16 protein-coding genes, 1 pseudogene and 1 riboswitch are annotated in these 19,643 nt (G+C 32.4%); of the genes and pseudogenes, 9 read left to right on the top strand and 8 right to left on the bottom strand.

Features of this window, described 5'->3' with window-relative positions; all coding sequences use genetic code 11:
- A complete protein-coding gene (locus bsdE14_RS20695) occupies positions 1–936 on the bottom strand; it encodes a DUF5692 family protein (RefSeq protein ID WP_264851910.1) in 936 nt (311 codons plus the stop codon).
- 334 nt (positions 937–1,270) lie between these two features.
- On the opposite strand from bsdE14_RS20695, the gene modA reads away from it, so the two are divergent.
- Complete coding sequence (gene modA, locus bsdE14_RS20690; protein WP_264851908.1) at positions 1,271–2,053, top strand: molybdate ABC transporter substrate-binding protein; 783 nt, start codon at positions 1,271–1,273, stop codon at positions 2,051–2,053.
- Positions 2,054–2,072: 19 nt separating this feature from the next.
- Positions 2,073–2,759 (top strand): molybdate ABC transporter permease subunit, encoded by a 687-nt coding sequence (modB, locus tag bsdE14_RS20685; RefSeq protein WP_264851907.1) that lies wholly within the window; start codon positions 2,073–2,075, stop codon positions 2,757–2,759.
- A gap of 53 nt (positions 2,760–2,812) precedes the next feature.
- Here modB and bsdE14_RS20680 read toward each other — a convergent pair whose 3' ends face one another.
- Positions 2,813–3,739 (bottom strand): helix-turn-helix transcriptional regulator, encoded by a 927-nt coding sequence (locus bsdE14_RS20680; RefSeq protein WP_264852315.1) that lies wholly within the window; start codon positions 3,737–3,739, stop codon positions 2,813–2,815.
- A 165-nt stretch (positions 3,740–3,904) separates the two neighbouring features.
- Between bsdE14_RS20680 and bsdE14_RS20675 the strand changes: the two genes are divergently transcribed.
- The 3 genes from bsdE14_RS20675 (at position 3,905) to bsdE14_RS20665 (ending at position 6,377) form a co-directional block, all read left to right on the top strand.
- The gene (locus bsdE14_RS20675) at positions 3,905–4,774 is read left to right on the top strand and encodes a PhzF family phenazine biosynthesis protein (protein WP_264852314.1); all 870 of its coding nucleotides are present in this window, start codon (positions 3,905–3,907) and stop codon (positions 4,772–4,774) included.
- 71 nt (positions 4,775–4,845) lie between these two features.
- Positions 4,846–5,021, top strand: a riboswitch (cobalamin riboswitch).
- 107 nt (positions 5,022–5,128) lie between these two features.
- Positions 5,129–5,650, top strand: a complete 522-nt coding sequence (locus bsdE14_RS20670) for an ECF transporter S component (protein ID WP_264851906.1) — start codon at positions 5,129–5,131, stop codon at positions 5,648–5,650.
- On the top strand, positions 5,640–6,377 hold the full coding sequence (locus bsdE14_RS20665) for an alpha-ribazole kinase (protein WP_264851905.1): 738 nt from the start codon (positions 5,640–5,642) through the stop codon (positions 6,375–6,377). Before bsdE14_RS20670 ends, bsdE14_RS20665 begins: the two co-directional genes overlap by 11 nt.
- 155 nt (positions 6,378–6,532) lie before the next feature.
- On the opposite strand, the gene bsdE14_RS20660 is transcribed toward bsdE14_RS20665, so the two are convergent.
- Complete coding sequence (locus bsdE14_RS20660; RefSeq protein WP_264851904.1) at positions 6,533–7,438, bottom strand: PhzF family isomerase; 906 nt, start codon at positions 7,436–7,438, stop codon at positions 6,533–6,535.
- Positions 7,439–7,602: 164 nt separating this feature from the next.
- On the opposite strand from bsdE14_RS20660, the gene bsdE14_RS20655 reads away from it, so the two are divergent.
- Positions 7,603–7,959 (top strand): winged helix-turn-helix transcriptional regulator, encoded by a 357-nt coding sequence (locus bsdE14_RS20655; RefSeq protein WP_264851903.1) that lies wholly within the window; start codon positions 7,603–7,605, stop codon positions 7,957–7,959.
- Positions 7,960–7,968: 9 nt separating this feature from the next.
- Here the strand turns inward: bsdE14_RS20655 and bsdE14_RS20650 are convergent.
- The 3 genes and pseudogenes from bsdE14_RS20650 to bsdE14_RS20640 form a co-directional block, all read right to left on the bottom strand.
- A pseudogene (locus bsdE14_RS20650) lies at positions 7,969–8,120 on the bottom strand (family 1 glycosylhydrolase); the annotation flags it as partial.
- 66 nt (positions 8,121–8,186) lie between these two features.
- On the bottom strand, positions 8,187–9,689 hold the full coding sequence (locus bsdE14_RS20645; RefSeq protein WP_264851902.1) for a WD40/YVTN/BNR-like repeat-containing protein: 1,503 nt from the start codon (positions 9,687–9,689) through the stop codon (positions 8,187–8,189).
- Positions 9,690–10,018: 329 nt separating this feature from the next.
- Positions 10,019–10,462: a TerB family tellurite resistance protein gene (locus bsdE14_RS20640; protein WP_264851901.1), complete on the bottom strand. Its 444-nt coding sequence runs from the start codon at positions 10,460–10,462 to the stop codon at positions 10,019–10,021.
- 190 nt (positions 10,463–10,652) lie between these two features.
- Here bsdE14_RS20640 and bsdE14_RS20635 point away from each other — a divergent pair, with 190 nt between their 5' ends.
- The 3 genes from bsdE14_RS20635 to bsdE14_RS20625 are packed head-to-tail and all read left to right on the top strand — an operon-like array spanning position 10,653 to position 14,554.
- Positions 10,653–12,197 carry a spore germination protein gene (locus bsdE14_RS20635; RefSeq protein WP_264851900.1) on the top strand — a complete coding sequence of 515 codons (1,545 nt, stop codon included), beginning with the start codon at positions 10,653–10,655 and terminating at the stop codon, positions 12,195–12,197.
- Positions 12,187–13,302 carry a GerAB/ArcD/ProY family transporter gene (locus bsdE14_RS20630; RefSeq protein WP_264851899.1) on the top strand — a complete coding sequence of 372 codons (1,116 nt, stop codon included), beginning with the start codon at positions 12,187–12,189 and terminating at the stop codon, positions 13,300–13,302. Before bsdE14_RS20635 ends, bsdE14_RS20630 begins: the two co-directional genes overlap by 11 nt.
- Entirely contained in the window at positions 13,292–14,554 is a 1,263-nt protein-coding gene (locus bsdE14_RS20625; RefSeq protein WP_264851898.1) for a Ger(x)C family spore germination protein, read from the top strand. Before bsdE14_RS20630 ends, bsdE14_RS20625 begins: the two co-directional genes overlap by 11 nt.
- Before the next feature lie 186 nt (positions 14,555–14,740).
- Here the strand turns inward: bsdE14_RS20625 and bsdE14_RS20620 are convergent, their stop codons facing one another.
- On the bottom strand, positions 14,741–16,426 hold the full coding sequence (locus bsdE14_RS20620; RefSeq protein WP_264851897.1) for a flavin monoamine oxidase family protein: 1,686 nt from the start codon (positions 16,424–16,426) through the stop codon (positions 14,741–14,743).
- A 214-nt stretch (positions 16,427–16,640) separates the two neighbouring features.
- On the bottom strand, positions 16,641–18,503 hold the full coding sequence (locus tag bsdE14_RS22365; RefSeq protein WP_309298141.1) for an ABC transporter ATP-binding protein: 1,863 nt from the start codon (positions 18,501–18,503) through the stop codon (positions 16,641–16,643).
- Between the last annotated feature and the right edge of the window lie 1,140 nt (positions 18,504–19,643).

Here is a 19,643-nt window from a genome sequence, read left to right as displayed (position 1 = left end):
CTATATGTTATCTTGAACCACTTCTTTATATACTTTTGTTCCTGCATAGATTTCATCTTTAAATGGGTTTAGCTTGTTCTTGAAGATTTTATTAAACTGGTAAACAGCTAATGAAAGATTAGCTAGTAATGATATTAAGCTTACTACAAAAAATGCAGTTGCATTATGCGTAGTAGGTATAGGTGCTATACGGTCTGCAAAAGATGGTACAGTCATAACAAACATAATCCATAATCCAAGTGTTTGTGCTCGATGCTGCAACCATGCTCCTTTTTTTATAAAAAAGGTAGGTATAGTGCAGGAGAGTAGCAATGCTAAACCACAATAGAAGGAATGGTCTGCAATACAATTGTAGGTATATGCAAAATTCCATAAGTCATAAGCTATTATCCAAGCCCAGATCATATCTGGCCAAATCATATCCTTTGTTCTGTCTTTAGAAATAAAAATTCCAAGCCAACCACATATAGTTATGATATTTAATAGTCCAGCTAAGCCATTCATGATATTCCATGGTCCTGACATTAACCAAAGATTGTCCACTCTAGCCCCGTTCCAAGCACCAAAGGAAAAGCACTGGAAGTCACGAATAGCTGCTTCAAAAATATTAAGTGCCAATATAAGTGGTGGAAAACATAATGCCCACTTTTTCTTTGATAATGATGGAATATAACGAAGAGCCATGAATCCCAAACAGCCTGCCAAAGCAGAGTATGTTTTAACCCAGTTAAACCAAGTTCCTGTACCATATTCATTTCCTGGTGCTGCTGTTGTTGGCCAAACAAAAATAGTTAATATTAAAGGTACAATAAAAAATAATATAATTCCTCCCCATTTTGTTGAACGGCCGAATTCATTGAAAGCCATTAAAGCAAAAAGGACAAAAAGCCAAATTCCCCAGTCAATTAAACTTGTTGCTTGGTATAAAATCCCCATGATATAAGCCCCCTATTTAAATATTATTTACTATATCTCTAATATTCCTCACAGTAACAAAGTATTAAATTTGTGAGTATTAGAGATTAATGTAATTTTTTGTATATACAAATGATTATATTATACGCGATTTATAGTGTCAAACTTTTACAGCTGCTTTAGTTATAATTACTTTATTTGATGATAATACAAAATAATTCTTTTCATGCTTGTCTATGCATATTATAGTAGTATGAAACGTTACTAAACATAGCAAACTCAATTTAATTTATTATGTTTTAATCATTTATGTAATATTTTGTTGTTTTAAGATAAATATAAGGAGGCAATTATAATGAAAAGATTATTTAAACTTACTTCTTTATTTTTAGTTACAGCATCATTCTCCATGTTCCTAGGATGTACAAAACAACAAGCTAAACCTGAAACTTTAAGCATATCAGCTGCAGCCAGTTTAAAGGAATCTCTTGATGAAGTTAAGAAAATATATACTGATGAAAACACAAATGTTAAGCTAACAATTAACTATGGCTCTTCAGGCACACTTCAGCAGCAAATTGAGCAAGGAGCCGATGTTGATATATTTATATCTGCAGCTACAAAACAGATGGATGTACTTCAAAGCAAAGATTTAATAAATAAAGAATCAAAAATTAACCTTTTGCTAAATGATATAGTTTTAGTAGTTCCAAAAGATAATGCCACAATAAAATGCTTTGATGATTTAACAACTGATAAAGCAAAAAAAATAGCACTTGGTGAACCTAAGAGTGTACCAGCTGGGCAATATGCAGAACAAGTTTTTACTAAATTAGGCGTGGTAGATAAAATAAAGGCTAAAGCTGTATATGGCAAGGATGTAAAGGAAGTGCTAACTTGGGTAGAGACAGGAAATGCAGATGCAGGCATAGTATATTCTACTGATGCTAAGGTATCTACTAAGATACAAGTTGTTGCAACTGCACCTGCTGATTCCCATGATCCAGTAGTTTATCCAACCGCAGTAATAAAATCTAGCAAAAATAATGGCGCTGCTAATAAATTCATGAAGTTTTTGACTTCGGATAAAGCTAAGTCTGTCTTTGAAAAATGTGGCTTCAAGACAGGTATAAAATAAACGTTAGGAGTGAAATATCTTGAATTTCGATTTCTCACCTTTATGGATTTCCTCTAAAACTGCAGTTGCTTCAACTTTAATCACTTTTTTTATAGGTATTTTAGCTGCATGGTTCATGAGAAATAAGAAAGGTAAATTCAAGGTGTTTTTTGATGCTCTATTTACACTACCAATGGTGCTTCCACCAACTGTGCTGGGTTTTTTTCTTTTACTTTTATTTGGAAAAAACGGTGCTATTGGAAGTATTTTATTTTCTCTAGGTATAAAGCTTATATTTTCATGGCCTGCCACAGTAATTGCAGCAACTGTAGTTGCCTTTCCATTGATGTATAAAGCCACCTCGGGAGCCTTTGAACTTATTGATGAAAATATATTGAACGCTGCAAGAACTCTAGGGGTATCTGAATTTAGGATATTTTGGACTATCGCTGTTCCTCTTGGGTGGCCAGGAATAGCTGCAGGAACTGTATTAGCTTTTGCAAGAGCACTTGGAGAGTTCGGTGCTACACTAATGCTGGCAGGAAATATTCCAGGCAAAACTCAGACTATTCCAATAGCAATATTCTTTGCTGTGGAAGGTGGAGATATGACATCCGCATTTTGTTGGGTTTTCATCATTTTCATTATATCTTTAGTGGTTATAACACTTTCAAATTATTGGGCAAATAGTGGATCGAGAAAAGTAAATCTAGTAAATAAAAGATAAAAGAGCGTGTAAAAAATGGAGTCATATAAATATGACTCCATTGTGCTTTTAAATCAAGTCTCCCCTGCCACTTTGCCAGTATCAGTTATATCATAACCGCCAATCCCTTGAAGCTCCGTCTTAAATTCATCTGAATTTATAACATTAAGAACAGCTTGATAATTAGGCTTATTACAATCTTCTTTTTTTATTATTAGTTCGTAACTTTCCTGTTGAATAGGTATAAACTCAATGTTCTTTACCTGTAGTCCACTTTTTTCGTTTCCAATACCTACATCTGCCTCACCTCGAGCTACTGCACTAGCTATAGCTAAATGTGAAGCACATTCACTTTTATATCCATTTATCTTTGAAGGACTTATACCAAGCTTTCTCAAATGTTCATCTAGCAGCACTCTAGTACCGCTGCCCTTCTCCCTATTAATAATAGTAATGTCAGAACGGATTAAATCCTCCCAGCATTTGATTTTTTTTGGATTCCCTTTTGCTACATAAAAACCCTGCATTCTTTTAGCTAAGTGAATAATTACAGCTTGGACCCCCGGCAGCATTCTTTTTACATAAGGAATATTGTACTGACCAGTATCTCCATCCCATAGATGTGCAGTGGCTGCACTTACTTTACCTTGATATAGTTCATAAAGACCATTATAGCTACCTTCATAAGATTTAAAGGCATGAAAGCCTTTGCAATTTAATTCTAAATGTCTTGTCAAAATATCTAGCATTATATCTTGTCCAGAAATAATGAAAGTGCTATTGTCAATTTCATTATTACTTTGAGAAATATAATTTCTCTTAGCTATATTGCTTTTGGTGCTATTCTTGTATTCATCTACATCTACCATATCAATTCTGATCTTTTTGCCTACCTTATAAGCATTAAGTTCCCCTTTTTTTATTAGCTCATAAACGGTATTTTTTGATATTTTCAGTATTTCAGCTACCTCTAGCGGAGTTAATGCATAATCATTCATTATTTTTTAATCTCCTTTAAGTATTCACTTATGTAAAAATATAAGTCTCATATTTAATAATAATTATGTAAAATATCTTTAAGTTATGCTATTTATAATTGATCTAACTTATTTTCTGTTTATTTAAACTAATTGAAATGATATATTTATGTAAAGGGGGAATTTATGATGAAAATAAAAGCATATACTCTAAACTCCTTTGCAAAATCAATTGAAGGAGGAAATCCTGCGGCAGTTGTATTAAATGCTGATGCTCTCTCAGAAAATGATATGAAAAAGATTGCAGGTATCATTGGTTTCAGTGAAACCGCCTTTATTATGAAGTCAAACAAAGCTGATTTCAAGGTGAGATTTTTTACACCTACTGAAGAAGTAGAGCTATGCGGACATGCAACTGTAGGAGTCTTTTCCCTGCTGCTTAGCCTAGGTGAAATAAAGCCTGGTGTGTACACGCAGGAGACTGGAGCAGGTATTTTAAAAGTAGAGGCAAATAAAGACATGTCTATTATAATGAATCAGACAATTCCAAGCTTTTATGAAATAATTTCAAAAAGCGAAATTGCAGATTCATTGAATATTACTACAGCAGGAATACAAGAAGACTTGCCAGTACAAGTTGTATCCACTGGACTTAGGGACATCATTGTTCCTATAAAAAATATAGAAATATTAAAAAGCATAAGACCCGATTTTGATAAAGTATCAGCAGTTAGCAAAAAATATAATTCAACTGGTTATCATTTATTCACTTTTGACACAGTTAATGGCTCAGATGCTCACTGCAGAAATTTTGCTCCGCTTTATGGAATATCCGAAGAATCTGCAACTGGTACATCCAGTGGTGCTCTTGCCAGTTACCTGTTTAAACATGATAAAATCAATTCAAAGGACGAAGAACATATTGTTTTTGAACAAGGTTATACAATGAAAAAACCATCAGAAATAATTGTATTCCTAAAGATTCATGAGAAAAATATTATTGAAGTTAAGGTTGGAGGAAAAGCTTTAAATTTATCTGAAATTGAAATTAAGATATAATTATTTTTTTATTTGCATCTGTAATATGCTTGTCATGGCTAATTAAATATGCTATATTATTAGTGAAATTATACATATTTACTTAAAAAGGTGCCCTTTATGGGAGAATAGGAAATGGGGTGAAAATCCTCAGCGGACCCGCCACTGTATACGGTAGAGTTTTTATTATACCACTGGTTTTCACTGGGAAGGTGAAAAACTTGCTAATCCGTTAGCCAGGAGACCTGCCTTTTATGAGTAGAATTTTTTAGGAAATCTGTAAGAGAATGATGGTAAAGTTCTTGAATACGCAATAAGTGTATTCAAGAACTTTTTTATTTTTATTAAATTAAATTTTTTAAGGAGAGTGATTTTATGAAAAATCAAATTAAAACAAGACAAATAGTTCTACTTGCTCTATTTATAGCAATGAGTGTTGTGGGGGGATACATAAAACTGCCTAATCCTATAACAAGCAGCATAGCCTTTGATTCTCTACCTGCTTATTTAGCAGCTCTATTGCTTGGTGGTATTCCAGGAGCAATAGTAGGCTTTTTAGGTCACATGGCCTCAGCTGGTCTAGGTGGTTTTCCTCTTAGCCTACCTATTCATATTTTAATAGGAATTGAAATGGCAATAATAATGCTCATATTTAACTTCTGTGCTAAAAAAACAAATATTATTATAGCAATTGTTATAGGTATTATATTAAATGGAGTAGTATGTCCTGCAACACTTATTTTAATTCCCGGTATGGGAATGCCCGTTTTTTTAGGTGCGTTGGTGCCTTTAACAGCTGCAAGTGTTCTCAATATAATCCTTGGAGTTTTAGTGCTCAAGCCAATAAAAAGAGCTATTCCTAAAGAAATGGTAGGTATTTTTAAAGGTGGGCTATAAAGGGAGAGATGTTGAAGTTGTTCAAATAGATAGCAATTACTCAATAGTAACCGCCTGTGATTCCTGCGGAGGAATTGGTCTTAAGCAAAATGATGTTGTAAAAGTATCACCCTATATCACAGGAAGGTTTACTGTTAGAGTGGTACTTATGGAGGTGCTTTCAGTTAATGCCATTCCAAAAACTATTAGCATTGCTATTTCAAACGAGCCAAGTCCTACTGGTGATGAAATTATTAATGGAGTTTTAGAAGAGCTCAAAGCTGCTAATCTGGGATCTATACCTATGGCTATAAGTACAGAGAAAAACATAGAAACAAGCCAGACTGCTCTTGGAATTACTGTTGTGGGAATATGTGAAAATGATAAAATTAGAGCTGCTAAATCTAGATCAGGAGATTTTATTTATTGTCTTGGAATTCCCAAGGTGGGAAATGAGATAAATGGATTATATGATAATGAGATAGTTCAGCTTAATTACATTAAGGAACTTATAAAATTAAATGAAATTAATGATATAGTTCCAATTGGTTCTAAAGGAATTTTTGAAGAAATCGAAATGTTATGCAAAAATGTTAATTGTAAATTCATATATGAACCAGAAGGATATGTAGACATATATAAATCTGCAGGTCCATCAACCTGTCTTGTATTTACATGCACTGAGCATATTAATTTATCTTCTTTAACCCAAAATCCTATTAAGCTAGGCAGACTTATGAATTTATAAAAGAACGGCATCAATTTATTTTTGTTAAATTGATGCTGCTTTTTTTATAATAGTTTCTTGGTTTTGAAATTCAGTTTGTTTTGGTATATCAATATTTTCTTCTTTTATAATTTATCTGCATTGTTCAGCTTAAGTTTAATTCCCTTATTTTTATCCTATAATAGTAGTTCAGATTTAAATATGATCACGGCACTTCCTGATACTTTAACTTCTACAGGCTCGTTATCTTCTATTTTTACTTCAACTTCAATAACTCCTGCGCGTTTTATAGCTTCTCCCTGCTTTGCTTTGAATTTAAATATTGAGTTGTCGTGCTTAATTAGATTATGATGAACAAGATACGCTCCTAAAGGACCATTTGCATTTCCTGTTACGGGATCCTCATTGATTCCTATTGCTGGAGCAAACATTCTGCCATGAATTAAAATATCACTATCTATAGAATCAACAGTGAAAACATAATAACCGTTACATTTTATATTCTTGCTTAACTTAGAAAGCGCATCAAAATTGGGCTGCAATGAATTTAAAGTTTCAATATTTTTTATACCTATCATAACCTTAGAGTGACCTGTAGACACAATCTGAATCTTGCAGTTTTCTAGCAAATCACTGCTTGTTATATTAAGGGCAGAAATAAGCTCCTCTTTATTTGTACCATCAATAAATTGGCCAAACTCAATTTTACCTTGAGTCATAACAATTTTGTAATCATCTTTTTCTTTTATTACATCAACTGGCAAAATACCAGCACCTGTCCTATGATAAACCCTTGAAGAATCAAGCCCCTTCTCAACTGCACGTGCATAATGGGAAGCTATTGTAGCATGGCCACATATTGGTACTTCGCTAGTTGGAGTAAAAAAGCGCACATTAGCATCATATTCATTACTACTAGAAGAAAATATAAAGGCAGTCTCAGAATTATTTAGCTCCCTTGCAATTTGCTGCATTTCATTGTCAGTTAATCCATCTGCATTTGTAATTACCCCTGCTGGATTTCCTGTAAATTTTTCCTTTGTAAATGAGTCAATTTGATATAAATTGTATTTTCTAGACATGATTTGACCTCCAAATATATTTTAGTATATAACTTGAATTCCTTATCTTAGCTTGTGGTAATTAATATCTAGATATTATATAATTAATTATAGTTTTACTTGAATACTCATACAAGTACGCACTTATTAGTCAGCTACTTACCATTTGGAAAGAAGGTTGCAGCGTGGTTAAGGATATAATTGAAAAATTCCCGAATCAGAAAAAAAGGCAGAAGGATTTTAAATGTTCTTTAGGTTTTGCCATGACGGTAATTGGAAGTAAGTGGAGAGCTATTGTACTGTGGCACATATTAAAAGGTCAGCCAATACGATATGGTCAGCTAAAAAAATCTATTCCTAGTATAAGCCATAAAATACTGGCTCAAGAATTGAAATACTTAGAAAGTGATGGACTAATTGAAAGAATTGCATATGCAACTATTCCTCCTAGAGTAGAGTATATATCTACTGATAGAGGAAAGTCTTTAGAACATGTATTAACTGAGCTATGCATTTGGGGAAGAAAATATATGGAAAAATAGCAAGACATTCCTTTTCTTTAATTGAACAGTTGCAAGCTTACTAAGGCTATACATCCCCAAGCTGTATAGCCAATTAATTCTACTCCATCCTCAATTGCTTCTGCTGCCTCTATTAAGTGATCTCTTGGATAGGAAATTCTATAATCATCTAAAAACGGTTTATACAAAGTTTTATTATAATTGGCATGCTGTGGCTCACTATCATATTCATACTCTATTCTTTTAATTTAATTTTGCGAAGCTTCCTTTATAAAGTTCCAGGTCTTTCCTTGATCCTGTGATTGATATAGGGCTTTGCTACCTCCATTATAATCTCCATCCGCTCCTTGACCAATCAATACACTAAATACACCATCTTTTTCAAAAGGCATTCCTGGTAAATCGAAAGGATTATAGGTTTTTCCATTAGCTAGTGTTACGTTTAAACTTGGAAAGTCTACCTTTTTAAATGACACTCCACCATCATCTGTGCGATACAGTTGTCCATTGCTGCCGCCACTGTGAGATAAGCATAAAAAACCAAGTTTATCATTCAAAAAAACTACACCTGCTGCAGTTCCAATGTTTCCGGAGAAAGGATCCTCATTAATTGTCTTCCATGTAACTCCACCATCTGAAGTGAGGTTTAATGAATATGCTCTACTTCCTGCAGCTGCTCCAGTTACTTCTAGGCGATAGCCAATTAACTCAGATAAATAAAATTCATCTGTAGAATTATTTGTTTTTTTAGAAATCTTTTTATCACTATTTTCTTTTGGGGGCTCAGAAAGATTTAGATTATCTAACCCGTCAATCAAGTTATATCTTACAGGAGTATACTTATTTTCTTTTCCAGGCACAAACACTGAAACGGTATATCCAATTATTTCAGAAATAGCCTTAACATCAGAATTTGTATTTCCCTTTGAATCAATATTAACTATACCTGATGAATTATACCCAAAGCTTCGTTTACCATAATAAATAATACCAAATTGTTTTTCAGGCCAATTACTAACTGTCTTTTTAAGTGGGATTACCTTCATTGTCTTTAGAAGTGGTTCTAAAAGCTTATCATCACTATAATCTGCATTCACATGACCATTTAAATATATAATTATATTTCTCGATTTTTTACTGTCATAACTAATTAAAAAGCTTTCTAGTACATTCTTAGAAGTTTTTCCATAAAGATATGTATCAAAAGACGTAATTTTTCCATTAGAATCAAAATTAATACTAAAACTATTTGAAATATATAATTTTTCTGGCATTGCTACTTTTTTATTGATATCTGTAAAAATCCCTTCTATGCCATTCTCATATATATTATCTTGCTCAAGCTTTACAGTTTTTTTATTTTTTAAATCACCTAAGATCCATGAAAGCTTTCCATTATAATTTATTGCGCTATGATATATTTTTACTCCATAAAAAATTGTTATAAGGCTAATAGCTATAATTGTTATAATTGTTGATATAGCTTTATAATGTGAGTAAAGCTCATTGCTATCTTCACTCTTTTGTGGTTCATTTGCACGTTTTTTTATTCTGTTAATTAATAAAATTATGAACCATGCCAAAAAGAATATCATACACCCAAAAAACACCGTTAAATTATTATGCAGTCTTCCAAACCTACATAAATTATTTAGTTCATAAAATGCAACCCAATAAACTAATATAAAAATTAAATAACCTGCAATTGACGTAATTAATCCTTTTTTTGTTATATGTTCGTTATTATTCATATTTCCACTTACTCCCCATAATTTTTTAGTACTAAACTTAATATACTTATATTCATTATAAAAAATTAACATTTTTTAATCATACAATACGGCACTATATTAAAGTTTAAAAACTATTGTCTTTTAAATTATATAACATTCATGAATTTATTTATATTTTAAATTGAATAGTTAATAAAACTGTTAAAATTAGCAAGATTTCTTTTACTTAAATGCGCAACAAAAAATAAATACATTTCTAAGTTCATATACTAATATATTTATAATTATATACTACGGTTATAAAAAAACATGGTGTCTTATTTTCTTACAAGACACCATGTTTTTTACTATTCTTCTATAAGTTTCAAAGCTGAGGCTTCTAATACTGCAATCTTTGTTTCGGCATCAACTATATCATTATCATAAGCAGTTTTTACTTTTTTAAAGTAATCTACATAAGCAGTTTGCTTATCACTGCTTATATTGAAGCTTCCAGCAAGATTATTCAAAAACTCTATTTCATTTTCCTCATAAGCACCATCTAATAATGCAACCCCAACGAGCTCAAAATAAATTATGTTTTTTATTTTAGAAGAGGCTTCTTTTAACTCTTTAACTGAAGCTTCGAAAGTTAAAGTTATGCGATTCTCAGAAGCTAAAGAAAGTTCTTCAACATAACTATCAATTAAAGCTTTCTCACATTCAGCATAAACATTATCTGCCTTAGCCAAATTTTCGATAAGACTAACAAAAGCAGCTGCTTCTTTTTTATTTAGTTCCTTTAAAAACATATACAATCCCCCTAAAATTAAATAGTATTAATAGTATCTTACAGCTTCTGGTGTTTGTTGTAAATATATGAGATGTTAAATTTTTGTTTATTTATGCTTGATCTATCAATCTTTTATACATTACATAAAACATGAATATATTTACTAAAATCACAAACACTAAATTGTAATAACAAAGGTGGTGATCTCAATGTATTCTTCTAAAACTAGTAATTTAGCAACAGATAAATTTAGTGACAGAGGAAAGGACATCCCTATAAGTGATGATATGAACTATAATCTTAATAAGTTAGGAGCTATTTTTGTCTATCCAGAAAATAAAGACTTTATCGTGAGGGATGTTAACATCAGTTCATTGGATTGTGATGGAAAGCTGATTTATCTATTGGGAACTGCTAGCACAGATTTAATTCAAACTGATATCATTAAACCTTTGCAGAGGAAAGTTACTCCTAGTTTTATTAATACTGAAATAGATGTAGGTACATATTTAATAAGAAATGTAATATCAAGTAGAAATGTTAAAATGGTTGATACTTACAAGCAAATTGTAGATGAAATTGTTAATGGAAATACTATACTACTTGTATATGGGTATACAAGGGCTATTTCAATATCATCTACAGAATTTGAAAGCAGGTCAGTTGAAAAGCCAACAGTTGAAAATTCAATTAGAGGTCCTAAAGAATCATTTACAGAGTCTTGTACGGTTAATAAATCCCTCATTAGAAAGTATTTAAAAGACCCAAAACTTGTTTGTGAAAGCCTTGTTATGGAAGGCTCAGTTTACAATGAAGTTTTTATATTATATATAAAGGACATAGCGTCTCCAGAATTAATTTCCGATATAAAAAAAAGAATTTACAAAATTAAATCAGATAATATTCAGAGTTTGTCCTATTTAGAACAATACATAGAAGACAAAACCTATTCAATTGTCCCTACCATGTTATTCACAGAAAGGCCAGATAGAGTAGCAGCATTTCTTCAGGAGGGACACATAGCAATAGCTATGCAGGGGTCTCCATACTGCCTCATAGCGCCTATAACTTTTTGGAACTTGTTTCATGTTCCTATAGATCAATATTATAGATGGCCATATGGGAATTTTTCTAGAATATTTCGCGCATTGGCAACTTTTTTAGCACTTTTAACCCCCGGTTTATATCTAGCTATCAGCAGTTATCACATTGATATGCTTCCCACAGATTTAACCTTAGCTATAGCTGCTAGCAGAGAAAAGCTCCCATTGCCCTCCACGCTAGAAGTACTAGTTATGCAATTGGCCTTTGATCTCATGAGAGAGGCAGGTATTGCAGCTCCATCACTGTTAGGAAACACTATAGGTATTGTTGGTGCTCTTATACTTGGTCAGGCTGCTGTCGAAGCAAATATAGTAAGCCCTATAAACGTTATTGTTGTTTCTGTAACAGGGCTTGCATCTTTTGGTATAACTGATTCTAGCTTATATTTTTTAATTAGATTGTCTAGTTATATACTGCTTTTTGCCGGAAGTTTTTTAGGTTTTTTTGGTGTATCAGCGTGTTTTACTATATTACTTGCCTATATAAGTACAGTGGAATCCTTTGGTGTTCCATTTTTATCTCCAACGACACCATTTTATAAATCATCAAAGGATACAATTATGAAACCAGCTATAAGAAAACAGAGCATTAGACCATTAAATATGCATCCTTTAGATAAAATTAGAAGCAGAAAGCGAAATGGAGATTGATACCGTGTTAGATGATAGTAAAAGAAAACTTGGAGTGCGAGAATTCTTTGCAGTAATATTTTCTTCTATAGCTATTGAAGTAACTGATGCTACACCAACTTATATTTTTAAAGTTGCAATGGATGCCTCCTGGATTATGACTCTGATTTCTGTTATTATTCCATTTATATCATTGTTAGCTCTTTTAAAATTATTAAAACGGTATAAGAATCTGAATATTATTGATATTACCTATAAATTAACAGGAAAATATATAGGACTAATATTAGGAATGACCCTATTTATAGAACTTTTATGTTTTTCAGCATTTAATACGCGAAGCTATGTTGGTATATTAACTGCAATGTTTTATAACAGAACGCCTATTCTGGTTTTATATTTTACTCTGGTTGGCACATGCTTGATAGTTGCACTTCTAGGACTTAATGCAATTGGAAGAATCGCATGGCTAACATTACCACTAATGATAATATCCATAGTGGTTTATATAGCTTTAATCTTTAAGGATCTAAATCCTGGGTATCTATTTCCACTATTAGGTCCTGGAATAAAGGATATTGCTAAAAATGGTTTTATGTATAGTACTATTTATGGAGAAATTATATTTTTTTCTGTGTTTTTCCCGGAAGTAAAAAGTTATAGCAGCTATAAAAAAGCAAGCATTCTAGGACTTTCTATAGTGGCAATAATTCTTTCATTATTTGGTGCTGTATATATTATGGCATTTGACTATCCGTCAGTTACAATTATAAGCTATCCTTATCAAACACTAGCTAGGCTTATTTATATAGGCAGATTTGTTGGCAATACTGAAGCTGTGTTTTTAATAATATGGGTAATTACCTCTGTTACTCGTTTTTCTATATATCTTTATATGGATGCTGCATTAATTAACTCTACACTTAAGCTTAATAAGCTTAAAGCTCTTTTGCTTCCATGTGCTAGTTTAAGCCTATTGATTGGACTTCTTTTAGATAATTATATTCAATATGTACAAATAATAAGGACAATTTTAGATAGATTAACTTTAGTTACGCTTTTTTCACTGCCTTTTATTCTTTTAATAATCTCACAGTTTAAGGGGGATTATATAAATGAAAAATAAAAATAAGATACTTGTTTGCTTATTTATCTCTAGTTCAATATTATTTACTGGCTGCTGGGATAAGGTTGAATTTGAAGAGCAAGGATATGTTGGAGCTATTGGAATAGATAATGGCCCCAAAAATTCAATAAGAGTAACTTTTCAAATTGTTAAAACTGTGTCTCAATCAGGACCTAGTGCAACCGGAAGCGCTATGGGAAGCAGTGAGAAAGCAACCTCTGAAATTATAACAATAAATTCACCAGATTTTTTTTCTGCAAGAGACTTAGTTGGTATTGCAATAACGAGAAAAATAACTCTTTCTCATTCAAGAGTTTTAATTGTTGGAGAAGACTTTGCTAAAAGCTATAAGTTCTATCCAATTTTAGAGGCTAGCCTAAGAGATGAGGAAATGAGGAGATCTATGGGATTAATGATTACAAGAGAGACAGCCGAGGAATTCATAAATAATAATAAGATGATATTAGAAAGCAGTCCTACAAAGTTTTATCAGCTAATGACTCAAAGGTGGAAACAAATTGGATATGTACCGCCACGCTCCAACATCAATAGATTTATACAGCGTACTGAACAAGGAGAAAGTATTTTCATAGCTAACTACGGAACTACAAAAATATTTTCTGTAAAGGGTGGAAAAAATGAATCTGATTATCTACCTGGCGAAATTGGAATGACATCAAAAACTTCAACTGAGATAATAGGTTCAGCAGTGCTAAAAGATGGGAAAATGGTAGGAAGATTAAACGGAGATGAAACCCGATTAGTATCTATGCTAAGAAGTACACCAGAATTTCAAAGTATTCTTTATTCTCAAGTAGATCCTCTAGACCCAAAATATATGATTGGAATGAGACTCAAGAAGGATAAAAAAACTAAGATATATATTGATACAAACAAAGATGTCCCTTTAATAGATGTCACGGTGCCAATTACTATTGAAGTCCTTAGTATTCCTAGTTTTGTAAATTACCCTGAGGATACAGAAAAACAAACTATTCTTAAAAATGCAATAGAAAATGAATTTGAGACTAGTTCGCTAAATCTTGTAGAAAAGACTCAAAAAGAATTTAAAGGTGATCCATTTTTATGGGAAAATGAAGCTAGAAAAAATTTTTTAACTTATAACGCCTATAAAAACTATTCCTGGTCTGCAAAATACCCTGAGGCTAATGTGAAAATTCATTATAAAGTTACCATAAGAGGGTTTGGTAAAGCATTAAAGCCGCCGAATAAAGAAAGTGAAACCCAATAGGAAAGGTGATTTATATTATGAAGTTTATTTTTATATTAATTTTCATATATTGTTCTTATTATACCTTTAAATTAGGAGGCTCCGTTTGGAAACAGAAAAAAAAGTTTGGAGGTATATTCATTGATTTCCTTGCTTTATTAATTTTAGTACTTTCCTATTGGGTGTTTATTAAAGTTTCTAAATAAATTAATACTTTCTAGATATTTTAGCATAATAAGCCAGATTATTAGCAGCAATCATGCCACTTAAAAGTGCACCCTGCATCCATCCATGAGTTGTAGAGGTATGTTCTCCAGCAAAAAAAATTCTGCTATCATACTCTGGCCTTATTATTTCATGAGCAAAAATTCTTTTTTGTTCTGGAGTAAGATATGCTACAGCTCCTCTAAACCAAGGCTCATTATTCCAGTTAATATATTTATAATCCATAACAATAGAGTCTAAATAATTTTTAGGAAGCCCGTGAACCTTTTCTACCACTCTTTTTACAAATTCAGGAACTTGTTCACCTTTCATTTCAGCTAAATGAGTGGCATATTTATTCAGATTATAGGAACCTACTAATACACCTGGTTCAGCTGGGTTTTCACCAGTAAGTAAATGATCTGAAGGATATACTATATTTCCTACTAATAAATCTGTACTAGACACTCCTCCATTGATATTACCATAATTCTTTTTTTCTTCCCAAAATCGTTTATTGCAGTATAAGAGAGTTTTTTGACCATTTATATAATTAAGTTCCCTTATTGCCTGCATTTTTTTATTGCTAAATAAGGGATTAATTTCTACGGTTGACAGCGTAGAAAATGGAATAGCACAAATTATATAGTCAAATGATAAAAAGTCACCTTTAGGTTTAGACTTATTTTTGTACTTTATTGTAACTTTATTTTTATCTGTTTTATATATACCTGTTACATAGTTTCCACTCTTCCAGGTTACTCTGCCTAAGTCTCCTTCACATATTTGAGAATATTCCTTAGGAGTTTTTGAGGTTAAGGATTTGTAAAAAGCTAAAGGTAAATGTACATTACCGCCACTAATTCTATACAAGCTTGAAAAAGTTTCAGCATAATCCTCAGATAGAACTTCATTATAGGAAATATCCATAACAGCCCCAATTAGAGCATCAATACTAGCAACCATATTAATAGCATCATAACTAAGACCCAACATTTCAAAGTTTTGTCTTATACTTATATTTAATAATACATTATAGGCAGGATGATACTTAGGAAGTACTTTTAATATTTCGCTTCTTACTTTCGGATCTAGTCTATACATATTATAATTTACTGCATAATCATATAGAGCATCCCAAGGTGTACTTTTCTCCTGCAACGTTAAATTATATTTAGGGTAAATATTTTCTTCAATACTCTTAGCGTTGTTCCTAGCTCTGGCATTATTAACATAAATAAATGCATTAGGATTGCTCTGAACAAATGGTTCTGTTCCAATACTAAAAGTATTAATATAATGCCAAATAGTCTCATGGGAAATAGGTATTCTCATAGGCCCAAGCTCAGCATAGTGCTTTTTTTCTTTATCAAAGTAATAAGTGTTTACTCTTCCACCTACTCTGCTTTCTAGCGCATCAAAGACTGTAATATCAAATCCAAGTTTTCTAAGTTCAAAAGCTGATGCCATACCAGCAAGTCCTCCACCAATGATGCCAACTTTAAGATTCTTAAACTCGCCAGGGCTAGCATAATTTAAAATATCAGGTGGTGGACTTAATAACTTTAGTATATTGTTATAATCCTGCAATCTTCCGGATTTTATCAAAGAATTCATCAAAATTGAATGCCTTACTTCATCAGATGGATTAGGAACAGGCACCTGCTTATTTCCACTGACACTTTCCATAACCGCAATACTCCTAAAACATATTTCATAAAACTATATTCATGGATTATCATTTATATTACTAAGGCTATGTTATTGTCACTTTTGATTTATTCCCATAAAAAAACCACTATATTCTGAAAAATATAGTGGTTTTATCATTGTTAAACTAATACAATTTTAAGTTTACATAATTAGAGTAATCTTGTTGCTAAATCAGCAGATGCTTTTAATATTATACGGCTTCATTATCAGTATCAACACCTGCAAACTGACTATTATAAAGATCAGCATAGAAACCGCCTTTACTAATCAATTCCTTATGATTACCCATTTCAATTATACTTCCCTTATTCATAACTAAAATAAGTTCTGCATCTCTAATAGTGGAAAGTCTGTGAGCAATTACAAAGCTTGTTCTACCTTTCATAAGATTAGCCATTGCCTTTTGTATTAATACTTCAGTTCTTGTATCCACACTGCTTGTAGCCTCATCAAGAATTAAAATTGTAGGGTCCGCGAGAATAGCACGTGCAATAGTAAGAAGTTGTTTTTGTCCTTGAGAAATATTAGTTCCTTCTTCATTAAGAACAGTATCATAGCCCAGTGGCAGTGTTCTTATAAAATGGTCAGCGTGTGCTGCCTTTGCTGCACTAACAATCTCCTCCATTGATGCTCCTTCTTTTCCATAGGCTATATTGTCTTTAATTGTTCCATTATATAACCATGTGTCTTGTAGTACCATACCAAACATCTTACGTAGTTCACTACGTTTAATGTCATTTATATTAACACCATCAACGCTTATATTACCTGAGTTTATTTCATAAAATCTCATTAAGAGGTTAACAAGGGTTGTTTTACCAGCACCTGTAGGTCCAACAATAGCAATAGTTTCACCTTGTTTTACATCTAAATTCATGTTTTCAATTAGAGGCACATCCTCAACATATCTGAAGTCTACATGTTCAAATTTAACATCGCCTCTTGGATTTTCTAGTACCACTGAATCGCTGCTGTCTGGAATTTCTTCTTCCTCATCTAGTATCTGGAATACACGCTCAGCGCAAGCAACTGTTGATTGAATAACATTTGCTATATTAGCTGTTTGTACTATAGGCATTGTGAAGGATCTTGAATATTGTATAAATGCAAGAATATCTCCCAGACCAAGCAAGCTCTTGGTAATCCAAATTCCACCAACAATACTGATACCAACATATCCTAAATTACTTATGAAATTCATTAACGGGAACATGATACCTGAAACAAATTGTGCTCTCCAGCCTGCTGCTTTAAGTCTTCCATTAATATCTTCAAACTCAGCTATAGAATCCTTTTCTTTGCCAAATGCCTTAACAATCTTATGTCCAGTATACATTTCTTCAACATGCCCACTTAGTGCACCAAGCTCCTTTTGTTGAAGTGCAAAAAACTTTTGAGACTTCTTAGCTGTAAGTGTTGTTGCAAGTATATATAGCGGCAATGTTGCAATAACAATTAACGTAAGCACAGGACTTATAGTAAGCATCATAATAATATAACCAATTATAGTAATAACAGAAGTAATTATTTGTGTTAAACTTTGCTGTAATGTAGTAGCTATTGTATCAACGTCATTAGTTACACGGCTAAGTATATCTCCATGTGCATGCATATCAAAATACTTTAATGGCAATCTTGCAAGCTTTTCATCAACTTCTCTTCTTAGGTCACGAACAGTCTTTTGTGCCACTCCTGACATAACAAGCCCCATAACTAAACTGAATAATGCACTAATAATATACATTCCTATTAGTATAAGAGCAATAATCCCAATGTAATGGAAATCATATTCTCCATTAGTTTCTCTTATTGCGTTAATAACTGAATTTATCTGATCATTAGTAAATTTTACATTATCAGATGGGTTTTTAGGTGCATTAGTCATTGTCCCTTGCATTTTTTTGCCTAAATCCATAATTTTTCTTGAAACATCAGCCTTTTGATTAGCATCTGTCAAAGAATCTAGTTTTGGAAGCGCAAGAAACTCTTGAAGTGATTTTATCCCTTCAGTATCTATCTTAGTTCCTGAGCTTGATGAATCATTACTGCTCATATCCGGCATTTTGCTGAATATATCAAGCATTTGACTTAGAACCTTAGTCTTTTCAGCAGGATCGCTTATAGTATTTATCATCGGAAGCTTTAGAAGCTCCTGAACACTCTTAAGCTGCTCAGGATCCATTGTTTTATTTGCTTGATCACCAGTGCTGGTATTGTTCATATCTGGCATTTTGCTAAATATATCAACTAATTTGCTTACAGCTGCTGTCTTTTCCTTTGAATCTTTAATACTACTAATATCCGGTAAAGTTAGCAGCTCTTTTAAAGTTTGTAAATTAGCTTTATTTATCTGATTACCAGAAGCTGATGAACTGCTATCAGACATATCAGGCATATCATTAAATATGTCTATAAGCTCAATTAAAGTATCATTCTTTTGCTTAGGATCTTTTATATCCTTCAGCACAGGAAGTTTTAATAATTTATTAACAGCATCTTGAGCCTTTTTATCCATTTTGCTGGTAGATGTTTTACTTGTTGAGTTAAAGTCAGTTATTTCAGGTATTTTCGCAAGCGCCTTATCCAATGTTTGCGCATCTAATTGCATTGATGAACTTTGAGAGCTAGCTCCTGGCATACTCTTTGAAATATCCATAAATTTTCTTATTATGCTGACCTTTTGGTCTGGACTTTTAACGGACTCAAGCATAGGAAGCTTTAACAAATCTTTAGCTGTATTTAATGATTTAGCATCTGTTTGACCGTTAGTAGGAAGAACTTGAAGAATATCTATAAATTGAAGAGTTATATTAACTTTATCTTGTCTTCCACTTACTGAATCAATCATTGGTAGTTTCATCAAGTTTTGTATAGCCTCAAGTGTTTTAGAATCCATAGGAGGTGTTTGAATTCCAGCCTGTTTAGCTTGCTGCATCTGCTGCATTTGTTGCTGCATCTGAGCAACTAACCCCTTTTGAACTCCTGCCATTTGTGCAGTTATTTTATCAATTGCAGTCTTTTGTCCACCTGCAACACCTTGGTATATTTGAACAGCCATCGCCTTGTAGATTGAATCTACCGCTTTAACTTGTGCATCAGACATGCTATTAGTTATCTGTTCAACAGCCTTCTTTTGGGCATCAGCCATGTTATCATTAATTTTATCAACGGCTTCCTTTTGAACATCTCCCAT

Source organism: Clostridium omnivorum, assembly GCF_026012015.1.
Classification (GTDB): Bacteria; Bacillota; Clostridia; order Clostridiales; family Clostridiaceae; genus Clostridium_AX; species Clostridium_AX omnivorum.
This window is presented reverse-complemented; position numbering and strand designations above follow the sequence as displayed.